Source organism: Kaistia hirudinis (assembly GCF_014196455.1).
GTDB lineage: Bacteria > Pseudomonadota > Alphaproteobacteria > Rhizobiales > Kaistiaceae > Kaistia > Kaistia hirudinis.
In genome coordinates, this window is sequence record NZ_JACIDS010000005.1 from 544021 (window position 1) to 563496 (window position 19476).

At 66.7% G+C, this 19476-nt stretch carries 17 protein-coding genes; 8 read left to right on the forward strand and 9 right to left on the reverse strand.

Going from position 1 to position 19476, the window contains the following annotated elements; translation table 11 throughout:
* Window positions 1-40: 40 nt before the first annotated feature.
* Window positions 41-1627, forward strand: a complete 1587-nt coding sequence (locus GGR25_RS21155) for a peptide chain release factor 3 (RefSeq protein ID WP_183400848.1) — start codon at window positions 41-43, stop codon at window positions 1625-1627.
* Here GGR25_RS21155 and GGR25_RS21160 read toward each other — a convergent pair.
* Window positions 1596-2159 (reverse strand): dihydrofolate reductase family protein, encoded by a 564-nt coding sequence (locus GGR25_RS21160; protein WP_183400849.1) that lies wholly within the window; start codon window positions 2157-2159, stop codon window positions 1596-1598. The two genes, GGR25_RS21155 and GGR25_RS21160, sit on opposite strands and share 32 nt — an antisense overlap.
* 77 nt (window positions 2160-2236) lie before the next feature.
* Here GGR25_RS21160 and GGR25_RS21165 point away from each other — a divergent pair, with 77 nt between their 5' ends.
* The 6 genes from GGR25_RS21165 to GGR25_RS21190 all read left to right on the forward strand — a co-directional run bounded on the left by GGR25_RS21165 (window position 2237) and on the right by GGR25_RS21190 (window position 7555).
* Complete coding sequence (locus GGR25_RS21165; protein ID WP_183400850.1) at window positions 2237-2806, forward strand: TetR family transcriptional regulator; 570 nt, start codon at window positions 2237-2239, stop codon at window positions 2804-2806.
* A gap of 3 nt (window positions 2807-2809) precedes the next feature.
* Complete coding sequence (locus GGR25_RS21170; protein WP_183400851.1) at window positions 2810-3160, forward strand: MmcQ/YjbR family DNA-binding protein; 351 nt, start codon at window positions 2810-2812, stop codon at window positions 3158-3160.
* Between the two features lie 136 nt (window positions 3161-3296).
* Entirely contained in the window at window positions 3297-4502 is a 1206-nt protein-coding gene (locus tag GGR25_RS21175) for a lytic murein transglycosylase (protein ID WP_183400852.1), read from the forward strand.
* A gap of 139 nt (window positions 4503-4641) precedes the next feature.
* Window positions 4642-5022 (forward strand): hypothetical protein, encoded by a 381-nt coding sequence (locus GGR25_RS21180; protein ID WP_183400853.1) that lies wholly within the window; start codon window positions 4642-4644, stop codon window positions 5020-5022.
* Between the two features lie 75 nt (window positions 5023-5097).
* Window positions 5098-5652: a LemA family protein gene (locus GGR25_RS21185; RefSeq protein ID WP_183400854.1), complete on the forward strand. Its 555-nt coding sequence runs from the start codon at window positions 5098-5100 to the stop codon at window positions 5650-5652.
* A 7-nt stretch (window positions 5653-5659) separates the two neighbouring features.
* Window positions 5660-7555, forward strand: a complete 1896-nt coding sequence (locus GGR25_RS21190; RefSeq protein ID WP_183400855.1) for a DUF2207 domain-containing protein — start codon at window positions 5660-5662, stop codon at window positions 7553-7555.
* An 11-nt stretch (window positions 7556-7566) separates the two neighbouring features.
* Here GGR25_RS21190 and GGR25_RS21195 read toward each other — a convergent pair whose 3' ends face one another.
* The 8 genes from GGR25_RS21195 to GGR25_RS21230 all read right to left on the reverse strand — a co-directional run bounded on the left by GGR25_RS21195 (window position 7567) and on the right by GGR25_RS21230 (window position 18576).
* Entirely contained in the window at window positions 7567-8535 is a 969-nt protein-coding gene (locus tag GGR25_RS21195; RefSeq protein ID WP_343068140.1) for an endonuclease/exonuclease/phosphatase family protein, read from the reverse strand.
* A gap of 111 nt (window positions 8536-8646) precedes the next feature.
* Window positions 8647-9312, reverse strand: coding sequence for a virulence factor family protein (locus GGR25_RS21200; protein WP_183400857.1), 666 nt, complete (start codon window positions 9310-9312; stop codon window positions 8647-8649).
* Window positions 9313-9579: 267 nt separating this feature from the next.
* Window positions 9580-11001, reverse strand: coding sequence for a virulence factor family protein (locus tag GGR25_RS21205; protein ID WP_183400858.1), 1422 nt, complete (start codon window positions 10999-11001; stop codon window positions 9580-9582).
* A complete protein-coding gene (mprF, locus tag GGR25_RS21210) occupies window positions 10998-13667 on the reverse strand; it encodes a bifunctional lysylphosphatidylglycerol flippase/synthetase MprF (protein ID WP_183400859.1) in 2670 nt (889 codons plus the stop codon). Before mprF ends, GGR25_RS21205 begins: the two co-directional genes overlap by 4 nt.
* A gap of 223 nt (window positions 13668-13890) precedes the next feature.
* Window positions 13891-15144, reverse strand: a complete 1254-nt coding sequence (locus tag GGR25_RS21215; protein ID WP_183400860.1) for an aminopeptidase — start codon at window positions 15142-15144, stop codon at window positions 13891-13893.
* Window positions 15145-15200: 56 nt separating this feature from the next.
* On the reverse strand, window positions 15201-16646 hold the full coding sequence (locus GGR25_RS21220) for an MFS transporter (RefSeq protein WP_183400861.1): 1446 nt from the start codon (window positions 16644-16646) through the stop codon (window positions 15201-15203).
* A gap of 76 nt (window positions 16647-16722) precedes the next feature.
* A complete protein-coding gene (locus tag GGR25_RS21225) occupies window positions 16723-18198 on the reverse strand; it encodes a M81 family metallopeptidase (RefSeq protein WP_183400862.1) in 1476 nt (491 codons plus the stop codon).
* 9 nt (window positions 18199-18207) lie between these two features.
* A complete protein-coding gene (locus GGR25_RS21230; RefSeq protein ID WP_210300053.1) occupies window positions 18208-18576 on the reverse strand; it encodes a RidA family protein in 369 nt (122 codons plus the stop codon).
* Between the two features lie 135 nt (window positions 18577-18711).
* On the opposite strand from GGR25_RS21230, the gene GGR25_RS21235 reads away from it, so the two are divergent.
* Complete coding sequence (locus tag GGR25_RS21235) at window positions 18712-19473, forward strand: SDR family oxidoreductase (RefSeq protein ID WP_183400864.1); 762 nt, start codon at window positions 18712-18714, stop codon at window positions 19471-19473.
* Window positions 19474-19476 lie beyond the last annotated feature (3 nt).

The window sequence follows — 19476 nt, forward strand, 5'->3', positions numbered from 1 at the left end:
TATCGAAACGCCACGCTGAAAATCGGTCAAAGAAAGTCGTATGGACGCCTCGATCGGACCCGTCGAACGCCGACGGACCTTCGCCATCATCTCCCACCCCGACGCGGGCAAGACCACGCTGACGGAGAAGCTGCTGCTTCTCGGCGGCGCGATCCAGCTTGCCGGCGAGGTCAAGGGCAAGCGCGACCGCCGCCAGACGCGGTCCGACTGGATGAACATCGAGCGCGAGCGCGGGATCTCCGTCGTCACCTCGGTGATGACGTTCGAATATGGCGGCACGATCTTCAACCTTCTGGACACGCCGGGCCACGAGGACTTTTCCGAAGACACCTACCGCACGCTGACCGCCGTCGACTCCGCGGTCATGGTGATCGACGCGGCCAAGGGCATCGAGGATCGCACGCGGAAGCTCTTCGAGGTCTGCCGCCTGCGCGATATCCCGATCGTGACCTTCGTCAACAAGCTCGACCGCGAGAGCCGCGATCCCTTCGATCTGCTGGACGAGATCGAGAAGACGCTGGCGCTCGAAACCGCGCCCATGACCTGGCCGATCGGCCGTGGCCGCGATTTCGCCGGCACCTATGACATCGTGAACCGGACCGTGCGTCGCCTCGATCTCGAGAACGAGGTCACCAAGGTCTCGGGGCCCGAAGATCCGATCATCGACACGCTGACGAGGCCCGAGGCCGTCGCGCTCTTTCGCGAGGAAATGGAGCTGATCGCCGGCGCCGCCAACGGCTTCGATCGCGATGCCTTCCGCGAGGGGCACCTGACGCCGGTCTATTTCGGCTCGGCGCTGCGCAATTTCGGCGTCCGCGACCTGATCGACGCCATGGCCGCCTATGCACCGCCGCCGCGGCCGCAACAGGCCGAGAGCCGGCTGGTCGAGCCGGACGAGGCGAAGATGTCCGGCTTCGTATTTAAGATCCAGGCGAATATGGATCCGAACCATCGCGACCGCATCGCGTTCCTGCGCGTCTGCTCGGGCCGGCTCGAGCGTGGCATGAAGGCGAAGCTGGTCCGCACGGGCAAGCCGATCCCCCTCTCCTCGCCGCAGTTCTTCTTCGCGCAGGACCGTCTCCTCGCCGACGAGGCCTTCGCCGGCGACGTGGTCGGCATCCCGAACCACGGCACGCTCCGCATCGGCGACACGCTGACCGAGGGCGAGAATCTCGTCTTCCGCGGCGTACCGAGCTTCGCGCCCGAAATCCTGCGCCGCATCCGCCTTCAGGACCCGATGAAGGCGAAGAAGCTGAAGGAAGCGCTGCAGCAGATGGCCGAGGAAGGCGTCGTGCAGGTCTTCGTGCCGCATGATGGTTCGCCGGCGATCGTCGGCGTCGTCGGCGCGCTGCAGCTCGACGTGCTGAAGGAGCGCATGCAGGCCGAATACAGCCTACCGATCGATTTCGAGACCTCGCGCTTCTCGGTCTGTCGCTGGATCAGCTCGGACGACAAGCTCGCGCTGGAGACCTTCATCGAGCGCCATCGCGGCTCGATGGCGGCCGATCTCGACGGCGCACCGGTGTTCATGGCGCCGTCGGCCTTCGAACTGCGCTACGAGCTCGACCGGGCGCCGGCGATCACCGCCAGCGAGATCAAGGACTATCAGCGCCGCGCGGCGGCGTAGTCTCGTCGAAGCGATAGTCGAGCCAGACCATGCCGGCCGCGAGCGGCGCGGCATCGGCCAGGCGCAGGCTGCGGGCAAATCCGTTTGGCGGGAAGAATTGTATCCCGCCGCCGACCAGCTCCGGCACGATGAAGAGTTCCAGCTGGTCGAGCGCGCCGCGCTGGATCATCGCCTGCTGCAATTGCCCGCCGCCGACGATCCACACATCGCCGTCATCGAGCGCCCGGAGCGTCTCCGCCAGCGCATCGACGCCGTCGGACCAGACTTCCAGCGGCCCGATCGGATCCTCGATCGGCCGCGCGGTGACGATGATCGCGCGCTGCTGCGCATAGGGCCAGCCCTCGCCCATCGCGACCAGAGACTCGTAGGTCCCCCGCCCCATCACCACCGTCCGGATGTCGGCGATGAAACGGTCATAGCCATGCACGCCGAGATCGACGCCGTCATAGCGGCGCAGCCAGTCGATGCTGCCATCCGCCGATGCGAGACAGCCGTCGACGCTGATGCCCATATAGCCTCGGATCCTGGCCATGATCTCCTCCTGAGACTCGCCTGTCGATTCGGTTCGGTGTTATATAAACGAATATTCGTTCATTAAAAGAGACACCCATGGCGCGCCGTCGTTCCATTGCCGATGCCGACCTGCTCGATGCCGCCCTGGCGCTGATGGCGGCCGAGGGGCCGGAGGCCGTCACCTTTGCCGCGGTGAGCGCCGCGACCGGGCTCGCGCCGGCCACGCTGGTGCAACGTTTCGGCTCCAAGCCGGCGCTCGTGAAGGCGGCGCTCGCACGCGCCTGGGATCTGCTGGACGCGCGAACCGAGGAAATCGCCGACGAGACCGAAGCGACACCGGATGGCGCCCTGGCCCTGCTCGTCGCGCTCTCGGGCGACTATGCCGAGGGCGACGCCTATGCCGACCAGTTGATGATCCTGCGCGAGGACCTGCGCGACCCGGATCTGCGCATCCGCGGCCGGCAGTGGCGCGAAAGGCTATGCGCGATCCTGGCTCCGCGCCTTGCCGGTCGCCGAGGGCCGGATGAAGATGCGGCGCGGGAGCTGACGGCGCTCTGGCAGGGCGCCGTCCTCTGGTGGGGCTTCGAGCGCGACGGCACCCCCGGCTCCTATGTGCAAACCATGCTCGGCAGTTGGCTGCGCCGGAGGTCGTTGGAGGAGAATTGAGCGATGCCCGTCGATGCGAATGATTTGAGGCGCCTTTTCCTCGCACTCCCCGGCGTCGAGGAGAGCACGCACCACGGCACCATGTCCTTCGTCGTCCGGAAACGCTTCCTGGGCCGTCTCCGGGACGAGGACACGGTCTTCGCGCTGCGGTCGGAGATCGATGATCGCGACCTGCTGATCGAGATGGAGCCCGAGACCTTCTTCATCACCGATCACTACCGCGGCTATCCCTATGTCCTGATCCGACTGGCGGCGACGGATGCGGCCCGTCTGGCGCCTTTGGTCGAGCGGGCCTGGCGCACATTGGCCCCGAAGCGGCTCGTCGAGGCACATGATCGCTCGCGTCCGGCCTGACGAGGTCGGAGGGCCATACCCGGTTGAGCCGGTCGACGCTCGCTGCGGCGAACCGGCCTCGCCATGGAATGGACGATAGAGTCCGTTCATAGTGCCCGTGCCCGATTCGCGACGTGGGATGGCGATGGAGATGACGATGCGAAAGACTGGATGGCGCGTCCTGGCGGCGCTTCTGCTCGCGACTGCCAGCAGCGCGGCGTCCGCGGCCAGCTGCAACGATCCCGCCGGCTTCCCGGCCTGGCTCAAATCCTTCGAGCAGCAGGCGATCGCCAAGGGCGTGTCGCCCGCCACCGTCTCGTCCGCTCTGGACGGCCTCAGCTACGCCAAGGACGTCGTCGCGAAGGATCGCGCGCAGAACGTCTTCTCGCAGAGCTTCCTTCAGTTCTCGGACCGCATGGTTGCGAAGTACCGGCTTCAGCAGGGCGCGGCCCTGATGAAGAAATACGCGAATGTCTTCACCCGCATCGATAAGGATTACGGCGTCCCGGCGCCGGTCATCGTCGGCTTCTGGGGACTTGAGACAGATTTCGGCGCCAATCTCGGCGACATGCCGACGCTGCGCTCTCTGGCGACGCTCGCCTATGACTGCCGCCGGCCCGACCTCTTCCGCGACCAGCTGATGGCGGCACTCGAAGTCATCGACCGCGGCGATCTGACGGCGGCGCAGATGAAGGGCCCCTGGGCCGGCGAACTCGGCCAGGTGCAGTTCCTCGCCACGCATTATCGCGATTTTGCGGTCGACTATGACGGCGACGGCAAGCGCGACCTGATCAAGAGCGTGCCCGACGTGCTCGCCTCGGCGGCGAACCTGCTGGTCCACGAGGGCTGGCAGCGCGGCCAGCCCTGGCTCACCGAGGTGCGCGTTCCCGCCGAATTCGACTGGGCGCAGGCGGATCTGACGATAACCCACAGCGTGGCGGAATGGCAGCGCATGGGGGTGGCGGCCGCGCCGGGGTCGAAGCTGGGCGCGGCGGGGCTGCCCGCCTCGCTGATCCTGCCCATGGGCCGCAAGGGCCCGGCCTTCCTCGCCTATCCGAACTTCAACGTCTATCTCCAGTGGAACCAGTCCTTCGTCTATGCCCTGACGGCCGCCTATTTCGCGACGCGCCTTGCCGGCGCGCCGCCGGTCGGCCGCGGCAGCGGCGCGGAACAGCTCTCCTACAAGGAGGTGGTCGAACTGCAGAAGCTGCTGGCGAAGCGCGGCCATGATGTCGGCAAGGCCGACGGCATGATCGGCGCCGGCACGCGCGGGGCCGTGAAGGCGATGCAGCAGGAACTCGGCCTGCCGCCGGATTCGTATCCGGACCAGGCGCTGCTGCAGCGCCTGCGATCGGGCAGTTAGCCGAGACTTCGGCCGGCTGGGCGGATCGACATCCGCATCCGGTCCGGCGCCGGCGGGAGAGGTGTGAGCGGCGTCATAGCTTCGCCTGCCGCGCGGCGATAGGCACGCATGCGAACGCCACCACGTCCGGATGTCCCGAATGTTCCGCCCCCTTCTCGCCGCGGCCCTCGTCCTTTCAACGCTCGCCATCGCCGATCCCGCGATCGGCGACGAGACGGGCACGTCGAGCGACGATGCGCGCCTGACAGCGTGCGAGGCGAAGGCCGTGGCAGAGTTCGGCCACCCGAACAAAGGTCACCTGATCCGCTTCGCCATCGCGCGCGACGAGACGCTTGAACAGAACAGCTATGACGCCAGGATCGGCTCGCAATATGTGGCGACCGAGATCGTGGGCCTCGCCGAGCTCGGCTATGAGGCGCATGACGGACGACCGGCGACGACGATCAATCTGCCCTTCATCTGCCTGCACGGCGGTGAGGGCAGCGACGCGCTGTATGTCGGCATCGTCACGGCAGGCTGACGCGGTGAAGGACATCCGGCCGAAGAAGCGTAAGATGAACGCAGTCGCCGCCCGCTTGCGCGCAGGAGGAATGGATTGAGCACCTGGATCATCCTCGCCGTCATCGTCGTCATCGCGATCTACGCGATCACCCTCTATAACGGCCTCGTCGCCAAGCGGAACCTCGTGCACGAGGGATGGTCAGGCATCGACGTGCAGTTGAAGCGGCGCGCCGACCTGATCCCCAATCTCGTCGAGACCGTGAAGGGCTACGCCGCCCATGAGAAGGGGATCTTCGAGGACGTCGCCGCGAAGCGCGCCGCCTCGATGGGCGCCCGCGACGTCACCACGCAGGCCGCCGCCGACCAGGCGCTTTCGGGTGCCCTCGGACGGCTGATCGCCATTTCGGAGGCCTATCCCGAGCTGAAGGCCGACGCCAATTTCCGCGAGCTCCAGGGACAGCTCGCCGAGATCGAGGATCAGATGCAGATGGCACGCCGCTATTACAACGGCACCGTCCGCGACCTGAACACGGCCGTCCAGTCCTTCCCGGCCGTGCTCGTCGCCGGCCCGCTCGGCTTTCATGCCGAGCCCTTCTACGAGATCGAGGACCGGGCGGCAGCGCAGATCCCGCCGAAGGTCTCGTTCTGAGCCGGCCATGCGCGGCTTAGCCCTGCTCTTTCGCTGCCTGGCGCTGGTTCTGGTTCTTGCAGCGTCGGCAAACGCTGAAGAGCGCATCCAGCGCTTCGTCAGCGATGTGAGCGTCGAGCGCGACGGGACGCTCGACGTCACCGAGACCATCCGCATCAATGTCGAGCGGGATCAGGTCCGCCACGGGATCCTCCGCGACATTCCGACGATCTATCGCGACCGGCGCGGCGCGACCGTCCAGGTCGGCCTGAAGGTCGTCTCGGTCGAGCGCGACGGCGCTGGCGAGCCCTATGACACCGAGCAACTCGGCAATGGCATAAGGATCCGGATCGGTTCTGCCGACGCGCTCGTGCCCTACGGCCCGCAGGACTATGTCATCCGCTATCGCACGACGCGGCAGCTCGGCTATTTCTCCGATTTCGACGAGCTCTACTGGAATGCCACGGGCAACCAGTGGACCTTCCCGATCGATACTGCGCAGGCAATCGTCCGCCTGCCCGATCCCGTCGCCTTCGTGCAGACGGCCTTCTACACGGGGCCGCAGGGCGCGCGCGGCCAGGATGCGCGGATCGTCTCCCGGGAGCCCGGCCAGATCGTGTTCGAGACCACCGCCCCGCTGCCGCCGGGCAGCGGCCTCACCATTGCCGTTGCCTGGCCGAAGGGTGTCGTCACGCCGCCCGGCCCGGCGCGCCGCGCGCTCTGGTGGATCGAGGATAATCTCGGCGCGATGGCCGCCATCATCGGGACGATCATCGGCATCGCCTATTTCATCGTCGCCTGGAACAAGGTCGGCCGCGATCCGCCCCGCGGCACGCTGGTGCCGCTCTTTTCGCCGCCGCAGGGTCTTTCCGCGCCGGCGACGCGATACATCGCCGAGATGGATTTCGACGACCGGACCTTCACCTCGGCCATCCTCGACCTCGGCGTCCACCGCCGGCTGAGGCTGGCCGATGACGGCCGCACGCTCACGCTGTCGCGGCTCGAAGGCGGTGCGGCGGTCGATACGTCTGAGGAGGCGATGCAGGCCGCCCTCTTTCGCCGCGGCGTCGCGGTGCCGCTGAAACAGGCGCAGCATGCGATCCTCGCCGAGGCGAAATCGGCGCTCAATTCGGGCCTTCAGCGCGCCTATGCCGGCACATTGTTCCATTGGAACGGGGGATGGCTGGCTGTCGGCATCCTCGTCACGGCCGTCGCCTATGGCCTGACCATCCTGGCGCTGATCGCCGCCATGGGGCCGGAGGCCGGCGTCCAGGCTGCCGTCGGCCTCGTCTTCTCATCCGTCGCCGGCGTAGTCATCGGCATCGCCATCCACCAGGGCCGCAGCGGGGCATCGCTGTTCAGCCGCATCGGAATCTGGCTCTTCATGGGCCTGTTCGCGCTCGGCTTCGGCGGCGCAGGCATCGGCGCCTTCGTGACCACGATACGCAGCCGGCTCGATCTCGCGGCGCTGTTGCTTCCGTTCGTGCTGCTTCCTGTGCTCGTTTCGGCCTTCTCCTGGATGCGATCGCCGACGGCGGAGGGGCAGAAGATCCGCGACGCGATCGAGGGCTTCCGCCACTATCTCGGGATCGCCGAGGAACATCGGCTCGATATCCTGCATCCGCCGGAAAAGACGCCCGAGCTGTTCGAGCGCTATCTTCCCTATGCCGTGGCACTCGATGTCGAGAACGCCTGGGCGGCGAAGTTCGCCGGCATCCTGGCCAGCGCAGGCGCCACCGCGGCCGTCGCGCAATGGTATGTGACGAGCGCCAATCGCGATGTCGGCAGCCTCGCCAACCGGCTCGGTTCGAGCCTTTCGCAAACCGTCGCCTCGGCTTCGACCGCACCAGGTTCAAGCTCCGGATCGGGCGGCGGCGGGTCTTCCGGCGGCGGTGGTGGTGGCGGCGGCGGATCCGGCTGGTAGTCGAACCGGCGTCAGGGAAGCTCCAGATCCGCAATGAGCGGCAGGTGATCGGAGCCGAAATGGCCGCCGACCCTGAGCGCCTTCACCCCGATCGACGGTGCTACCACGACGTGGTCGATCGGGGTGCCGAGCATGTCGGGAGCGCCGAACTCCTGGAACACCCGCGTCGGCGACGGCCAGGCACCCTCCGTGGTCCGAAGACCCGCACCGTCGACGGTGCGGGCGAAGAAGGGCGACCAATAGGGCGTGTTCCAGTCGCCGACCACGATCACTTCGGCATCGGGTCCTTCCCGCACCGCCTGCACCACCACCTGCTCCAGATAGGCGTTGCGTGATTTCCAGTCGCGATAGGCCCGCGGCGTGGGCGGATGGATCGCAAAGACGATGAGCGGCTTCTGCGGCGCCGGCCGCGCGACATGGATGCGGAGCGGTATCGCGCCTGGCGCCGGTCCCCCCTCGAGATGAGCCTGCCAGAAGAGTTGCGCCGCCCTGATCGGATAGCGGCTCGCGACCATCACGGTGCTCTCGCCGTCGGTGAACTCGGGACCCGCCGTGTAGGGGTAGCCCTCCAGGCTGCTGAGCGTCGGCCGCCACGCCGGCACGACTTCCTGCGCGACGACGATATCGGGGGCCTCGGCCACCACGAGCTTGCGGAAAGCCTCGGTGTCATTGTTCTCCCCGCCCATGAGATTGGCACTCATGACGCGGAAATTCGCCTGCGCGGCCGTCGCAGCCATCGGCGCGACCGGCACGAACAGCGGATAAAACGCGGCGCCGAACAGAAGGACGGCACCGACAAGCCGCGGCAAGCTCCGCGCCAGGAGCCCCAGCACCACCAGGGCGAGGGCCAGGGCGGCGATGTGCGGGCGAAAGAAGGTGGTCATGTCGAACAGCCATGCCCGGTCGCCGAAATGACTGGCGATCACGAGCAAGGCCACCGGAAGCACCGTCGCGTCGAAGGCGAAGCGCAGCAGTGACACCAAGGCGGACGACAGGACCGACCTTACACTTCGCCGAGGGCGCTCCGAGACCATCCTGTTTCCGGCAATCGTCTCGCTCAAGGCCCTGCCCACACTCGATCGAACGATCCGTTATGCTGCACCGCGGCGAACATCGTCAACACGCGCGATGCACCAGGCGTGCGGTCGCCGTTGCCATCGCTTCTGCGCGACCGCATAGGCGGCATGCGCGGCGATCCGGTGCTTCGCCCCGTCGAGGATTTTGTTGGCGACGCCATTATAGTCGCCGTCGAAATGATGGCCGCCCGCCATCCTGACGATTTCGGCACCCGTTCCCTCGAGCTTGGAGCATGCACTGCCGTAGTCCTGCTCGCCATAGAAGCACTGGACCAGGCCGGGCTGGATCTTGGCGATGTCCGGAAAAGTCGGACCATCACCGGCGCCGGTGCCGAAGAAGGAGCCCGCCGAAATCTCGTAGTCGGCACGACCGGACAATCCGAGGAGCGCAATCTCCGAGACCTTCGACTTGGCCTGCCGTGGAAGCTGATCATAGGTGCGCGGCAACACGTCGGCCCCGAAGGAATAGCCGACAAGGATGACGTGCCTGGCCTTCCAGAGCCGGGAATAGTGGCCGATGACGCGGCCCAGATCGGCCGCCGTCTGGGTTGGTGACTTCTTTCGCCAGAAGTAATGCAGGGAATCGAACCCGACGGTCGGAATGCCCTGCTTCTGGAAAACGGCAGCGATGGACCGGTCGATATCCCGCCAGCCTCCGTCTCCGGAGAAGACCACGGCCATCGTGTCCCGCGGCAGTTCGACGGGGAGCACGATGATCGGAAGATCGGGCAGCGCGTGGCGCGTGTCGGCGCGGAGGAGGACGGCGCAGCCCATCGCCAGCGTGACGGCGGCAATATGCCGGATCCAGCGCATGTCCGAACACCATGGCTCAGGGCAGAACGACCGGCAGCGGTCGTGCCGCGCAAATGTGATCCGTCGCCGGCCGGCAAGCCTGCCACAGGGCAGGACAGCCGGCCGGAAGGCTTGCCACCAGTTAGCGGCGCGCGATTACTTCTCGGCGATCGGATAGCCGCTGTGGCCGGCGACGCGGCGCTTCAGGCCATCGAGGATCTTGTTGGCAAGCGCCTCATAGTCGCCGTCGAAATGATGGCCGCCCGTCGTCTTGATGAGTTCGACGCTCGTCCCCTGCAGCTTGGTACAGGCGCTATCGTCCTCGTCCTCGCCATAGACGCACTGGATCAGGCCCGGCTTGATCTTCGCGATCTCGGGCAGCGTCTGGCCATCGCCGGAACTCGTGCCGAGGAAAGCGCCGACCGAGATCTCGTAATCGACCTGATCCGAAAGGCCGAGCAGCGACATCTGCGCGACCTGGGCCTTCTCGACATCCGGCAGCCCGTTATAGGCCGACGGCAGGACGTCCGCCCCGAAAGAATAGCCGACGAGGATGACGTGATTGACGCCCCATTCCTCGGTGTAGACATCGATGATCCGCGCAAGGTCCGCCGCCGTCTGGTCCGGTGTCTTCTTGGACCAGAAATAGCGGAGCGAATCGACGCCGACCGTGGGAACGCCTTCCTTCTGGAAGACGTCGCCGATCGACTTGTCGAGATCGCGCCAGCCGCCGTCGCCGGAATAGACGATGGCCATCGTGTTGCGAAGCGGCTTTGCCGGCAGCGCGATCAGCGGCAGATCGGCGAGCGGATTGTCGGCCTCGCTGCGCGGCGTCACCAGATGGTCGAGCCGGGCCTGCAGCGCCTCATAGGGCTTGCCGTCCGCAGCCTTCGACTTGATGGCGAACCCCTTCGCCTGCAGTTCGGCGACATGCGCCTTGCCGTCGGCCGGGGCAGTGGCCGTGAAATAGACATCGACGGGATTGGTGAGATCGTCAGGCGCGAGTCCGTAGACCGTCTGGCCGTTGGTGGTCACATGCGGCGCGTCGGTGCAGAGCGTCTTGACCAGCGAGATGGCGAGCGTCGGATCGACCGAGACCGTATGGCCCATGGTCGCGTCCGGGGTCTGCGCCGCGATGGCGAGGCCGAGCGCGCCGGCTTCGCCGACACCGGCTACGATCGGCGAGGAATAGTTCTCGGTGTTCAGCGCCCGCTGGATGCGGTGCGAGAGATCCTCGATGTCGGAAACGAGATAGACGCACTCGTCGGCGCTGTCCTTCTCGAGCGCGGCGAAGAGCACGGGCGTGTCGACGCCGACGACGATGGCGCCCTCCCCCTGCAGCTTCGTGGCGGCAGCCTCCTCGTAGGCGCTCCAGCCCTTGGCGTCGGAGAACAGGAAGACGGCGCCGGTCACGGCACCCGACGGCAGGAAGACCTTGGGCTTGCCGAGAAGGCCGCCCTCGGCGGTCGATACGGTCCCGGCGACAAAATGATCGACGGGCGGGGGCGCATCGGCATCAGCGAAGGCCGGGGAGGCCAAGGCGGTAGCCAGCAAAGCGGCGGCCAGCTGCAGTTTCATTTCCCAACCACTCCCTTGAGACCGCCGCTGATCAATACTGTCACGTCCGCCAGCGCCAATGCGGGGCTGGCACCACCTGAGACGGCCAGGTAGCGGGGTTGCCATTCGGGCTGGAACTTGGCCTTGAAGGCCCTGAGCCCATTGAAATTGTAGAAGCGCTCGCCGTGCTCGACCACGGTTCGGGCCAGCTTGTGCCAGAACGGGGCTGCCGGGCTCTCCGAGAGACCCGAAAGCGGTGCCATGCCGAGGTCGAAGACCCGGTAGCCCTCATCCTTCAAATGCAGCAGCAGCGCCGTGAACAGGAATTCCATAGTGCCGCCGGGCGCATCCGAGGCACAGCGCATCAGATCGACCGTGACCTCGTTCTTGAGATCCGTGGTCATGACGGTCGCGAAGGCGACGATCCGACCCTCACGACGGACCACCGCCACCGGAAGCGCCCCGACGTAGTCGCGTTCGAAGGCGCCGATCGAGAAGCGCTTCTCGCGGGCCTTGCGCTCGGCGAGCCAGACATTCGAGACGGCCTGCAACTCGTCCATTTCGCGCGCGACGTCGGCCGGGGCCAGCATCTCGAAGATCAGACCGTCGCGCTGCGCGCGATTGAAGGCATGGCGGAGGCTGGCTCTCTTGCCGCCCTTCAGATCGAAGCTGGCGAGATCCACATGCGCCGCCTCGCCGAGCTTGAAGGGCTGCAAGCCGGCATCGGCATAGAGGGAGAGGTTCTGCGGCTGGACCTGATAGAACACGGCCCGCCCGCCAGCCGCCTGCGCCATCTCGACGAACTGCCAGACGAGGCCCGGCCAGGACGACCGCGGGCCGACCGGATCGAAGAGCGCGACCCATGAATGGGCCTGCCGGCCATACATGATGAAGGCCTTGCGATCCTCGGAGAACAGCAGCGTCTTGTCGCCGAGGCGGACGAGATTGGCGTCGGGATGCGACTGATGCGCCAGGATGGCCGTGGCCTCGGCGAGTTCCGCGGCGCTCGGCCGGCCCGTCTTGCCCTTGGGCGGACGGAGCAGCGACCAGACGCCAAGCGCACCGGCGGCGATTACGACGCCGAGTATGGCGCGCAGGCTGCGCGGCGCCTCTTCCGAGAATTCGAACTGCCACCAGAGCTCGCGCGAATAATCGACGTCGCTATAGACGAAGAACAGGACGGCGATCGCGCTGATCACGACGGTCGCAATGGCCAGAAGCCAGCCGGGCGTAAGGGTCTGATGCAGCAGCGACGCCGGCCGCGAGAATTCGCGCCGCGTGGCGAGAAGGGCCAGGAACAGCAGCGAGAGCGCCAGAAACTCCGAGATCGCGATGGCCTTCAACAGCGACAGGATCGCCGCGACGCCCACCGACACGACCGCAGCCCACCAGGCACCGTCGAGGCGATGTGCGAGCCCGCGCGCGATGACGATCAGACCAAGGCCGAGCACGCTCTCGATGAAATGCGCGCCCTCGACGATCGGCAGCGGCATGAATTGCGACAGGAGGTCTAGGTGCGAATCGGCCGCCGGCGTGACGCCGGAGAGCACCAGCACCGTGCCCATGACCAGGGTGAAGGCCGAGAGAACGCGCGGCGCGAGCCGAGCTCCCGCGCGCAGGACGCGGGAGGATCGAGCGCCTGCCGCGGCACCGCGGAGCTCCATGACGGACACCGTGCCGGTCGCGGCGAGCAGAGGCAGTGCGTAGTAGATCAGGCGATAGAGGAACAGCGCCGACAGCACCTCGTCGATCGAGGCGGTCCGCCCGACGACGGCGACGATGACCGCCTCGAAGACGCCGACGCCGGCCGGCACATGGCTGGCGACACCGAGGCCGATGGCGACCGCATAGATCGCGACGAAGGCCGGAAAGCCGAGATCGGTCTGCGGCAGCAGCACCCAGAGCACCGCAGCGGAGGTCGTCACATCGAGCAGCGTGCCGATGAACTGCGCCGCCATGATCCGCGGCGACGGCAGTTCGACGGCGATGCCGCGGAAGCCGATGCGCCGCCGTCCGAGGGCAGAAGCGAGGCAGAGCGCGCCCAGCGCCGCAAGGATCGCCGCGCCGATGCCAGCGATGACGAAGGGCGGCAGCCCGATTGGCTCGGCGACGTCGGCCGGGTCGAATACGAGGCCGAGCGCCGTCACGCCGGCGAGGCCAAGACCGAAGGCGACGGTGATGAAGGCGACGACCTTGGCGACATCCGCCGGCTCGAAGCCCATGCGGCCATAGAAGCGGAAGCGGATCGCGCCGCCGGTCAGCGGCCCGAAGCCAGCCGTGTTGCCGACGGCATAGGCGCAGAAGGAGGTCAGCGCGACGAGGGGATAGGGCACGCGCTTCTTGAGATATTGCAGCGCGGAGTAGTCATAGATGCTCAGCGACAGGAACGAGAGCACCGTGAAGCCGATCGCCGCGGCGATCGCCGAAAGCGGCGTCGCATGGAGCGTATCGACGACATCGTCATAGTTGACCTCGCCGATTAGATGGCTGATCGCGACCCAGACGAGCACCAGCACGACGACGCCGATGCCCAGCGAGAGCAGCGGTTTCCAGCTCGAGGCGAACTCGGCGATCCGCTGGCGGAGACCGGGAGGCGGCTGGTCCAGACGCGTCGCTGAAGGCGCAGGAGCTTGCCCCGCCGGCTCGTTCAAATCGGAAGTCTGTGCTGAGAGTGTCGTGTCTGTCATAGGCCCCGGCAGGTCCGTCGCGCCGACGCTTCCCAATCGGGACGAAGCGTCGGCTGGCAGGCCTTCCCTGCTAATCACCGATAATGGCGATAGCAGTGTGTGGGGGCTCAATTTGGGCTGGATTGAGGCTGGCTGGAGACCACGGGACCGACGTTATGCCGCAGTTTCTGTTTTCCGTCGCGCCTCACGCAAATGTGCTTGAGTGAAGCGCGCCGGCGGACGTTCAGGCCCATTCGCCCTTGCGCATGATCGGCTCGGAAACGCCGGCCGCATCGATGCCGTCAATGTCGATCTCGCCCGAGCCGATCATCCAGTCGATATGGATCAGGCTCTTGTTGGCGCCCTTCTCGGCGAGCTCGTCCGCGGTCATCGTGTCGCCGCCGCGGATGCACTTGGCATAGGCCTGGCCGAGTGCGATGTGGCAGGCGGCGTTCTCGTCATAGAGCGTGTTGTAGAAGAGCAGCCCGCTCGCCGAGATCGGAGAGGAGTGCGGCACCAGAGCGACCTCGCCAAGGCGGGCAGCGCCCTCGTCGGTCTCCAGCACCTTGCCGAGCACTTCCTCGCCCGTCCGCGCCTTGGCCTCGACGATCCGGCCGGCCTCGAAGCGCACCTCGATGTCCTGGATCAGCGTGCCCTGATACGAGAGCGGCTTGGTGCTGCGCACGACGCCTTCGACGCGATCCTTGTGCGGCGTCGTGAAGACCTCTTCCGACGGGATGTTGGGATTGCAGATGACGCCGTTCTTGGCCGTCGACGCGCCGCCTTCCCATTCATGGTCGTCGGCAAGGCCGACGGTCAGGTCGGTGCCGGGTCCCTTGAAGTGCAGCGCCGCATAACGCTTGCGATTGAGCAGCGCGGTACGGGCGTGGAGCACGGCATTGTGCTCGGCCCAGGCCGCGATCGGATCGCGACGGTCGACGCGCGAGGCAGAGAAGATCGCGTCCCAGAGCTTGGCGACGGCGATCGAGTCGGGCTCGTTCGGAAAAACGGCCTTGGCCCAGGCCAGCGAGGCGAAGGAGACGATCGTCCAGTTGATGTCGAAGCCGGCGATCAGTTCGAGCGCTGGCTGATAGGCCCGCGAACGCGCTCGGTTGGCACGCGCGACCTTGTCGCCATCCTCGCCCGACAGCAGGGACGGATTGTCGCCGGCAATGGCGAGACGGGCGGCACCGTTGCGGAACGCCGACGCCATGCCTTCATACAGCCAGCCCGATGCCACATCGAAGCTGCCGTCAGGCGCATGGCGAAAGCGCATCAGCGTCGCTTCGTCATCCGAGAAGAGCGTCGTCACCAGCGAGGCGCCGGCCTTGTAGGCGTGTTCGGTGATGCGACGGACCAGCGGCAGCGCCTCGATCGGAGCCGTCATCACCAGCTCCTGCCCGACCTGCAGCCCGAGTCCGACCTTGACGGCGACCTCGCCGAGGCGATCGAGCTTCGATTCCTGCGTGAGGAAGGGGTCGCGGTTGACGATATTCATGTAGCCTTCGTCTCCGTTAGCGCTTCGGCGCGACGTATCGCCCGGCCAGACCATCGTCAAGAGCGTGGCGATACCGTGGCGCGGCGACGGGGTTGATGCTTCGAGACGAGCGTTCCGGCGTCATGCGGCAGCAGGAAGCTGTCGAAAAGCCCGATCAGCGCGACGACGGCGACGATCAGGAATGCCGTGTGGAAGTCCCCGAGCGTCAGCCCGATCGTCTCCGGTGAGAGCAGCGTATCGGAGAGGCGGAGCGCCACGGCCCCCAGCGCGATGCCGAGGCCGAAGGTGATCTGCTGGACGAGGCTGAAGAGCGTGTTCGCTCCGGCCATCTGCTCCTGCGGCACATCGACGAAGGCGATCGTGTTGATCGCCGTATATTGCATCGAGCGCGCCGCGCCCGAGAAGAACAGGATCGCCGCGATGACGACGGGCGGCGTCGCCGGGGTCAGCAGCGCGCAGCCGATCATCGTCGCGATGAAGAACAGGCCATTGCCGATCAGCGTCGTCCGGAAGCCGAAGGTCCTCAGCACGAAGCTCGTCAGCGGCTTCATGCCGAGATTGCCGGCAAAGAGCGTGAGCACATAGAGGCCGGCGACGAACGGATCGAGCCCGAAGCCGACCTGCAGCATCAACGGCGCGAGGAAGGGCACGGCGCTGACGGCGGAGCGGAAGAGCGAGCCGCCGCTCATCGTGACGCGGAAGGTCTGGATCCGCCAGGCGGAGAGGTCGGGCAGCGGATGGGCATGCCGGCGCGAATGGAGCGCCGCCGCAACGCCGAAGACGAGGCTCGCCGCGAGCACCAACCCGCCGACGACCCATGTCGCCTCGCTGTGACCGACGAGTTCGAGGCCATACATCAGGCCGGCGCAGGTAAGGCTCGTCAGGATGAAGCCGAGCCAGTCGAAAGTCGGGCGCGAACTCGGCTTGTCGTTCGGGATGAGGCGCAGCGCCAGCGGCAGCGCCACCAGGCCGAGCGGCACGTTCAGGATGAACACCCAGTGCCACGAGGCATAGGTGGTGATGAAGCCGCCGAGCGGTGGCCCGAGGATCGGAGCCGAAAGCGCCGGCCAGGTCAGCGTCGCGATCGCGCGCATCAGGTCGGTCTTCTCGGTATTGCGCAGCACGACGAGCCGCCCGACGGGCACCATCATGGCGCCGCCCGCACCCTGGACGATGCGCGCCAGCGTGAAGCTCTCGAGGCTGCCGGCCATGGCGCACCAGATCGACGAAAGCGTGAAGATCGCGACGGCCCATGCGAAGACGGTGCGGGCCCCGAGCCGATCCGCCATCCAGCCGCTCGCCGGAATGAAGATCGCGAGCGTGATCATATAGGCCGACATGCCGACATTCATGTCGACGGCCGTCACGCCGAACGACTTGGCCATCTGCGGCAAGGCCGTGGCAATCACCGTCCCGTCGAGGTTCTCCATGAAGAACGCACCGGCGACGAGATAGGCGATGAGGCTGGAAGGCTTGTCGCTCTTCGGCGTTGCTTCGGTCATCGGGACAGCGTGCGGAAGGCCATCGGAAGGCGGGCCTCCCTCATCGCGCGTTCTTCACCGCCCTGCAAGGGCCCCCTCAGACCGCGAACGGATCCTCGACGCGGGGCCAGATCGGGCGGGTGAGCTTGCGGTAGTCCGTGATGCGCGGGTTCGAGGGATAGGGCGCGCCCGCGTCGATATAGAGGATCTCCGCCGCGATCGGCAGGAAGCCGGCGTGGAAATGGTTGGTCGATTTGACCAGCAGCATCGCCTTCGACAGCGGGTCGAGGCCGAGATTGGAATAGATGTCGGGCTCGAAAGTCTGCGTGCGGTTGGTGTTGAGGATCACGTCGGTCTTCGTGCCGACGAGCCGCACGAGAGCAGTCGCGCCGAGCGTAACGCGGCTCTTGCCGAAGCTCTGCCAGCCTTCCGGGACCGCGCGCACGACGTCGACCAGCGCATCGATCGGCGCGCCGCCATCGGGGCCTGCCTTGCCGCCGAAGCGCAGCTGGATGCGCGCGCCCTCCCCTGCCGCCAGGCAGAACGTCACGGCGATCGGGTCCCAGATCGTCGCGACGGCGACATCCTCGACCCCGCGCTCGATCATGCGGCGCAGGATCAGCGTGCCGTCGCCGGCGACGCCGCCACCGGGATTGTCCCAGGTATCGGCGACGACGACCGGCTTGCCGGGCTTGCTCGCCACGATCTCCAGCGCGCGGTCGATGCCGCCGTCGATCGAGAGCTGCGGCATCATCGTCCGGCCGCGATAGGAGAAGACCTCGCGGCCGAGCTTTTCGGCCAGCGCGTCGCCCTCGGCCTTGCGATCATCCGTCACGACGAGAACGCGCGTGCCCATTTCCGGCACGTCGCCGGCCATGAAGCCGTGGATCAGCGAGACCGAGAGAATGCCATCCTTGCCGTGCATCGCCTTCATCCGATCGACGAAGGAGCGCATCGGCTCGCGGCTGGTCGGGAAGACGTCGATCATGCGGCAGTCGAAGGTGGAGATGACGGGCCGGATCTCGCCGCGCAGCGTGCGGATCGCGAGGTCGACGACATGCTCGCCGCGCTCGTAGAAATCGGTGTGCGGGAATTCGAGGAAGGCGGCGAGAATGTTCGAATTCTCGACACGCTTCGCCGTCAGATGGCTGTGCGGATCGAGCTCCGCGGCGACGAGCACGTCGGGGCCGACGATCGCGCGGATATTGGCGAGAAGGTCGCCCTCGCAATCGTCATAGCCCTGCGCGACCATGGCGCCGTGCAGGCCGAGCACGACGGCGTCGACCGGCAGCGCCGCGCGCAGTTGGTCGAGGATCTCGTCGCGCAGCGCCTCATAGGTCTGGCGCTGCACGAGACCGCCCGGCTCCGCCCAAGTGGCCGTGCCTTCGATGAGATCGATGCCGTCGGCGGCAGCGCGCTTCCTGAGCGCGACGATCGGCGAGGAGCAGAGCGTCGGCGTCTCGGGGTGGTGGCCGGGCGCGGCGTAGAACGCCGCCTCGAAACTCGCGCGATCCGTGGGGATCGGAGCGAAGGTGTTCGTCTCCGTGGCGAGCGAGGCGGCGAAGATGCGCATGGTTCCGTCTCAGCCCTTGGGGGCGTAGGCGACGGCCTCGATCTCGACGCGGATGTCGATCATCAGCCGCGCCTCGACGGTCGTACGGGCCGGCGGCTCCGTCGGGAAATAGGTCGCATAGACCTTGTTGAACGCGCCGAAATCGCGCGCATCCGAGATGATCGCGAAGGTCTTGACCACCTGGTCCATCGTGCAGCCGGCGAGCGCCAGCGCGGCCTTGACGTTCTCGAGCGTCTGGCGCGTCTGCGCCTCGATGCCGCCCGGCACGACGACGCCATTGGCATCGGTCGGAACCTGACCGGACACATAGACGAAGTCCCCGGCGCGCACGGCCGGCGAAAGCGGTACATGCGAGCCGCCATAGGTGATCTTCTTCATCACGTTCATCTCCTGGAAAGACAGGCGCACATGTAAATTCCCGACATATCGCGCCGTCAAGGCTGAATTTCCGGCGCAAGCGATGTTGCTTTTTTTCAGAATCGGGCGAAATCTGGCGCCTCTCGGAGGTGGCAAATGTTCGGACTGGAAGACAAGCACGTAGTCATCAGCGGCGCGGGCGGCGGGATCGGCCGTGCCCTCGTGGACGCTTTCAAGAGCGCCGGCGCGCGCATCACCGCGGTCGATCGCGACAGCGCCCTGCTGGCGGCGCTCGAAGGCGTCGACACGGAGTGCTTCGAGCTGACCGACCATGCGGCTGCGACGAAGGCGGCCGAGGCGATCCTCGCCCGCTCGGGCGCGCCGGACGTCATCGTCGGCAATGCCGGCTTCACGCGCGCCGAAGGTATGGCGAGCGTCACGCCCGAGGTCTGGGATTCCGAGATCGCGGTCAATCTGACCGGCGGCTATAATCTCGTTCACCCGTTCCTGCCGGCGATCAAGGCGGCCGGCGGCGCCGCGATCGTCTTCATCTCCTCGGTCAATGGTCTCGCCCATTACGGCAACCCCGCCTATTCGGCCGCGAAGGCCGGCCTCATCGGCTATGCCCGCTCGCTCGCCGTCGAATGCGGCCGCGACGGCATTCGCGCCAATGTGGTCTGCCCCGGCTCCGTGCGCACGCCGGCCTGGGCCCATCGCCTCGACAAGGATCCGGGGCTGATGGACGAAGTGTCGAAATTCTATCCGCTCGGCCGCATCGTGACGCCGCAGGAAGTCGCCCAGGCGGTCGTCTTCCTCGGTTCGCCCCTGTCCGGCGGCATCACGGGCGTCGCGCTCCCCGTCGATGCCGGGCTGATGGCCGGCAATCTGCGTTTCGTGCGCGAGATCATCGGCGCCTAGGTC

What these genes read in the sequence shown, in the direction of transcription:
- GGR25_RS21155 (WP_183400848.1), top strand. Translation starts at nt 41, where the DNA reads ATGGACGCCTCGATCGGACCCGTCGAACGCCGACGGACCTTCGCCATC.
- GGR25_RS21160 (WP_183400849.1), bottom strand. Translation starts at nt 2,159, where the DNA reads ATGGCCAGGATCCGAGGCTATATGGGCATCAGCGTCGACGGCTGTCTC.
- GGR25_RS21165 (WP_183400850.1), top strand. Translation starts at nt 2,237, where the DNA reads ATGGCGCGCCGTCGTTCCATTGCCGATGCCGACCTGCTCGATGCCGCC.
- GGR25_RS21170 (WP_183400851.1), top strand. Translation starts at nt 2,810, where the DNA reads ATGCCCGTCGATGCGAATGATTTGAGGCGCCTTTTCCTCGCACTCCCC.
- GGR25_RS21175 (WP_183400852.1), top strand. Translation starts at nt 3,297, where the DNA reads ATGCGAAAGACTGGATGGCGCGTCCTGGCGGCGCTTCTGCTCGCGACT.
- GGR25_RS21180 (WP_183400853.1), top strand. Translation starts at nt 4,642, where the DNA reads ATGTTCCGCCCCCTTCTCGCCGCGGCCCTCGTCCTTTCAACGCTCGCC.
- GGR25_RS21190 (WP_183400855.1), top strand. Translation starts at nt 5,660, where the DNA reads ATGCGCGGCTTAGCCCTGCTCTTTCGCTGCCTGGCGCTGGTTCTGGTT.
- GGR25_RS21200 (WP_183400857.1), bottom strand. Translation starts at nt 9,312, where the DNA reads ATGGCCGTGGTCTTCTCCGGAGACGGAGGCTGGCGGGATATCGACCGG.
- GGR25_RS21205 (WP_183400858.1), bottom strand. Translation starts at nt 11,001, where the DNA reads ATGAAACTGCAGCTGGCCGCCGCTTTGCTGGCTACCGCCTTGGCCTCC.
- mprF (WP_183400859.1), bottom strand. Translation starts at nt 13,667, where the DNA reads ATGACAGACACGACACTCTCAGCACAGACTTCCGATTTGAACGAGCCG.
- GGR25_RS21215 (WP_183400860.1), bottom strand. Translation starts at nt 15,144, where the DNA reads ATGAATATCGTCAACCGCGACCCCTTCCTCACGCAGGAATCGAAGCTC.
- GGR25_RS21220 (WP_183400861.1), bottom strand. Translation starts at nt 16,646, where the DNA reads ATGACCGAAGCAACGCCGAAGAGCGACAAGCCTTCCAGCCTCATCGCC.
- GGR25_RS21225 (WP_183400862.1), bottom strand. Translation starts at nt 18,198, where the DNA reads ATGCGCATCTTCGCCGCCTCGCTCGCCACGGAGACGAACACCTTCGCT.
- GGR25_RS21230 (WP_210300053.1), bottom strand. Translation starts at nt 18,576, where the DNA reads ATGAAGAAGATCACCTATGGCGGCTCGCATGTACCGCTTTCGCCGGCC.
- GGR25_RS21235 (WP_183400864.1), top strand. Translation starts at nt 18,712, where the DNA reads ATGTTCGGACTGGAAGACAAGCACGTAGTCATCAGCGGCGCGGGCGGC.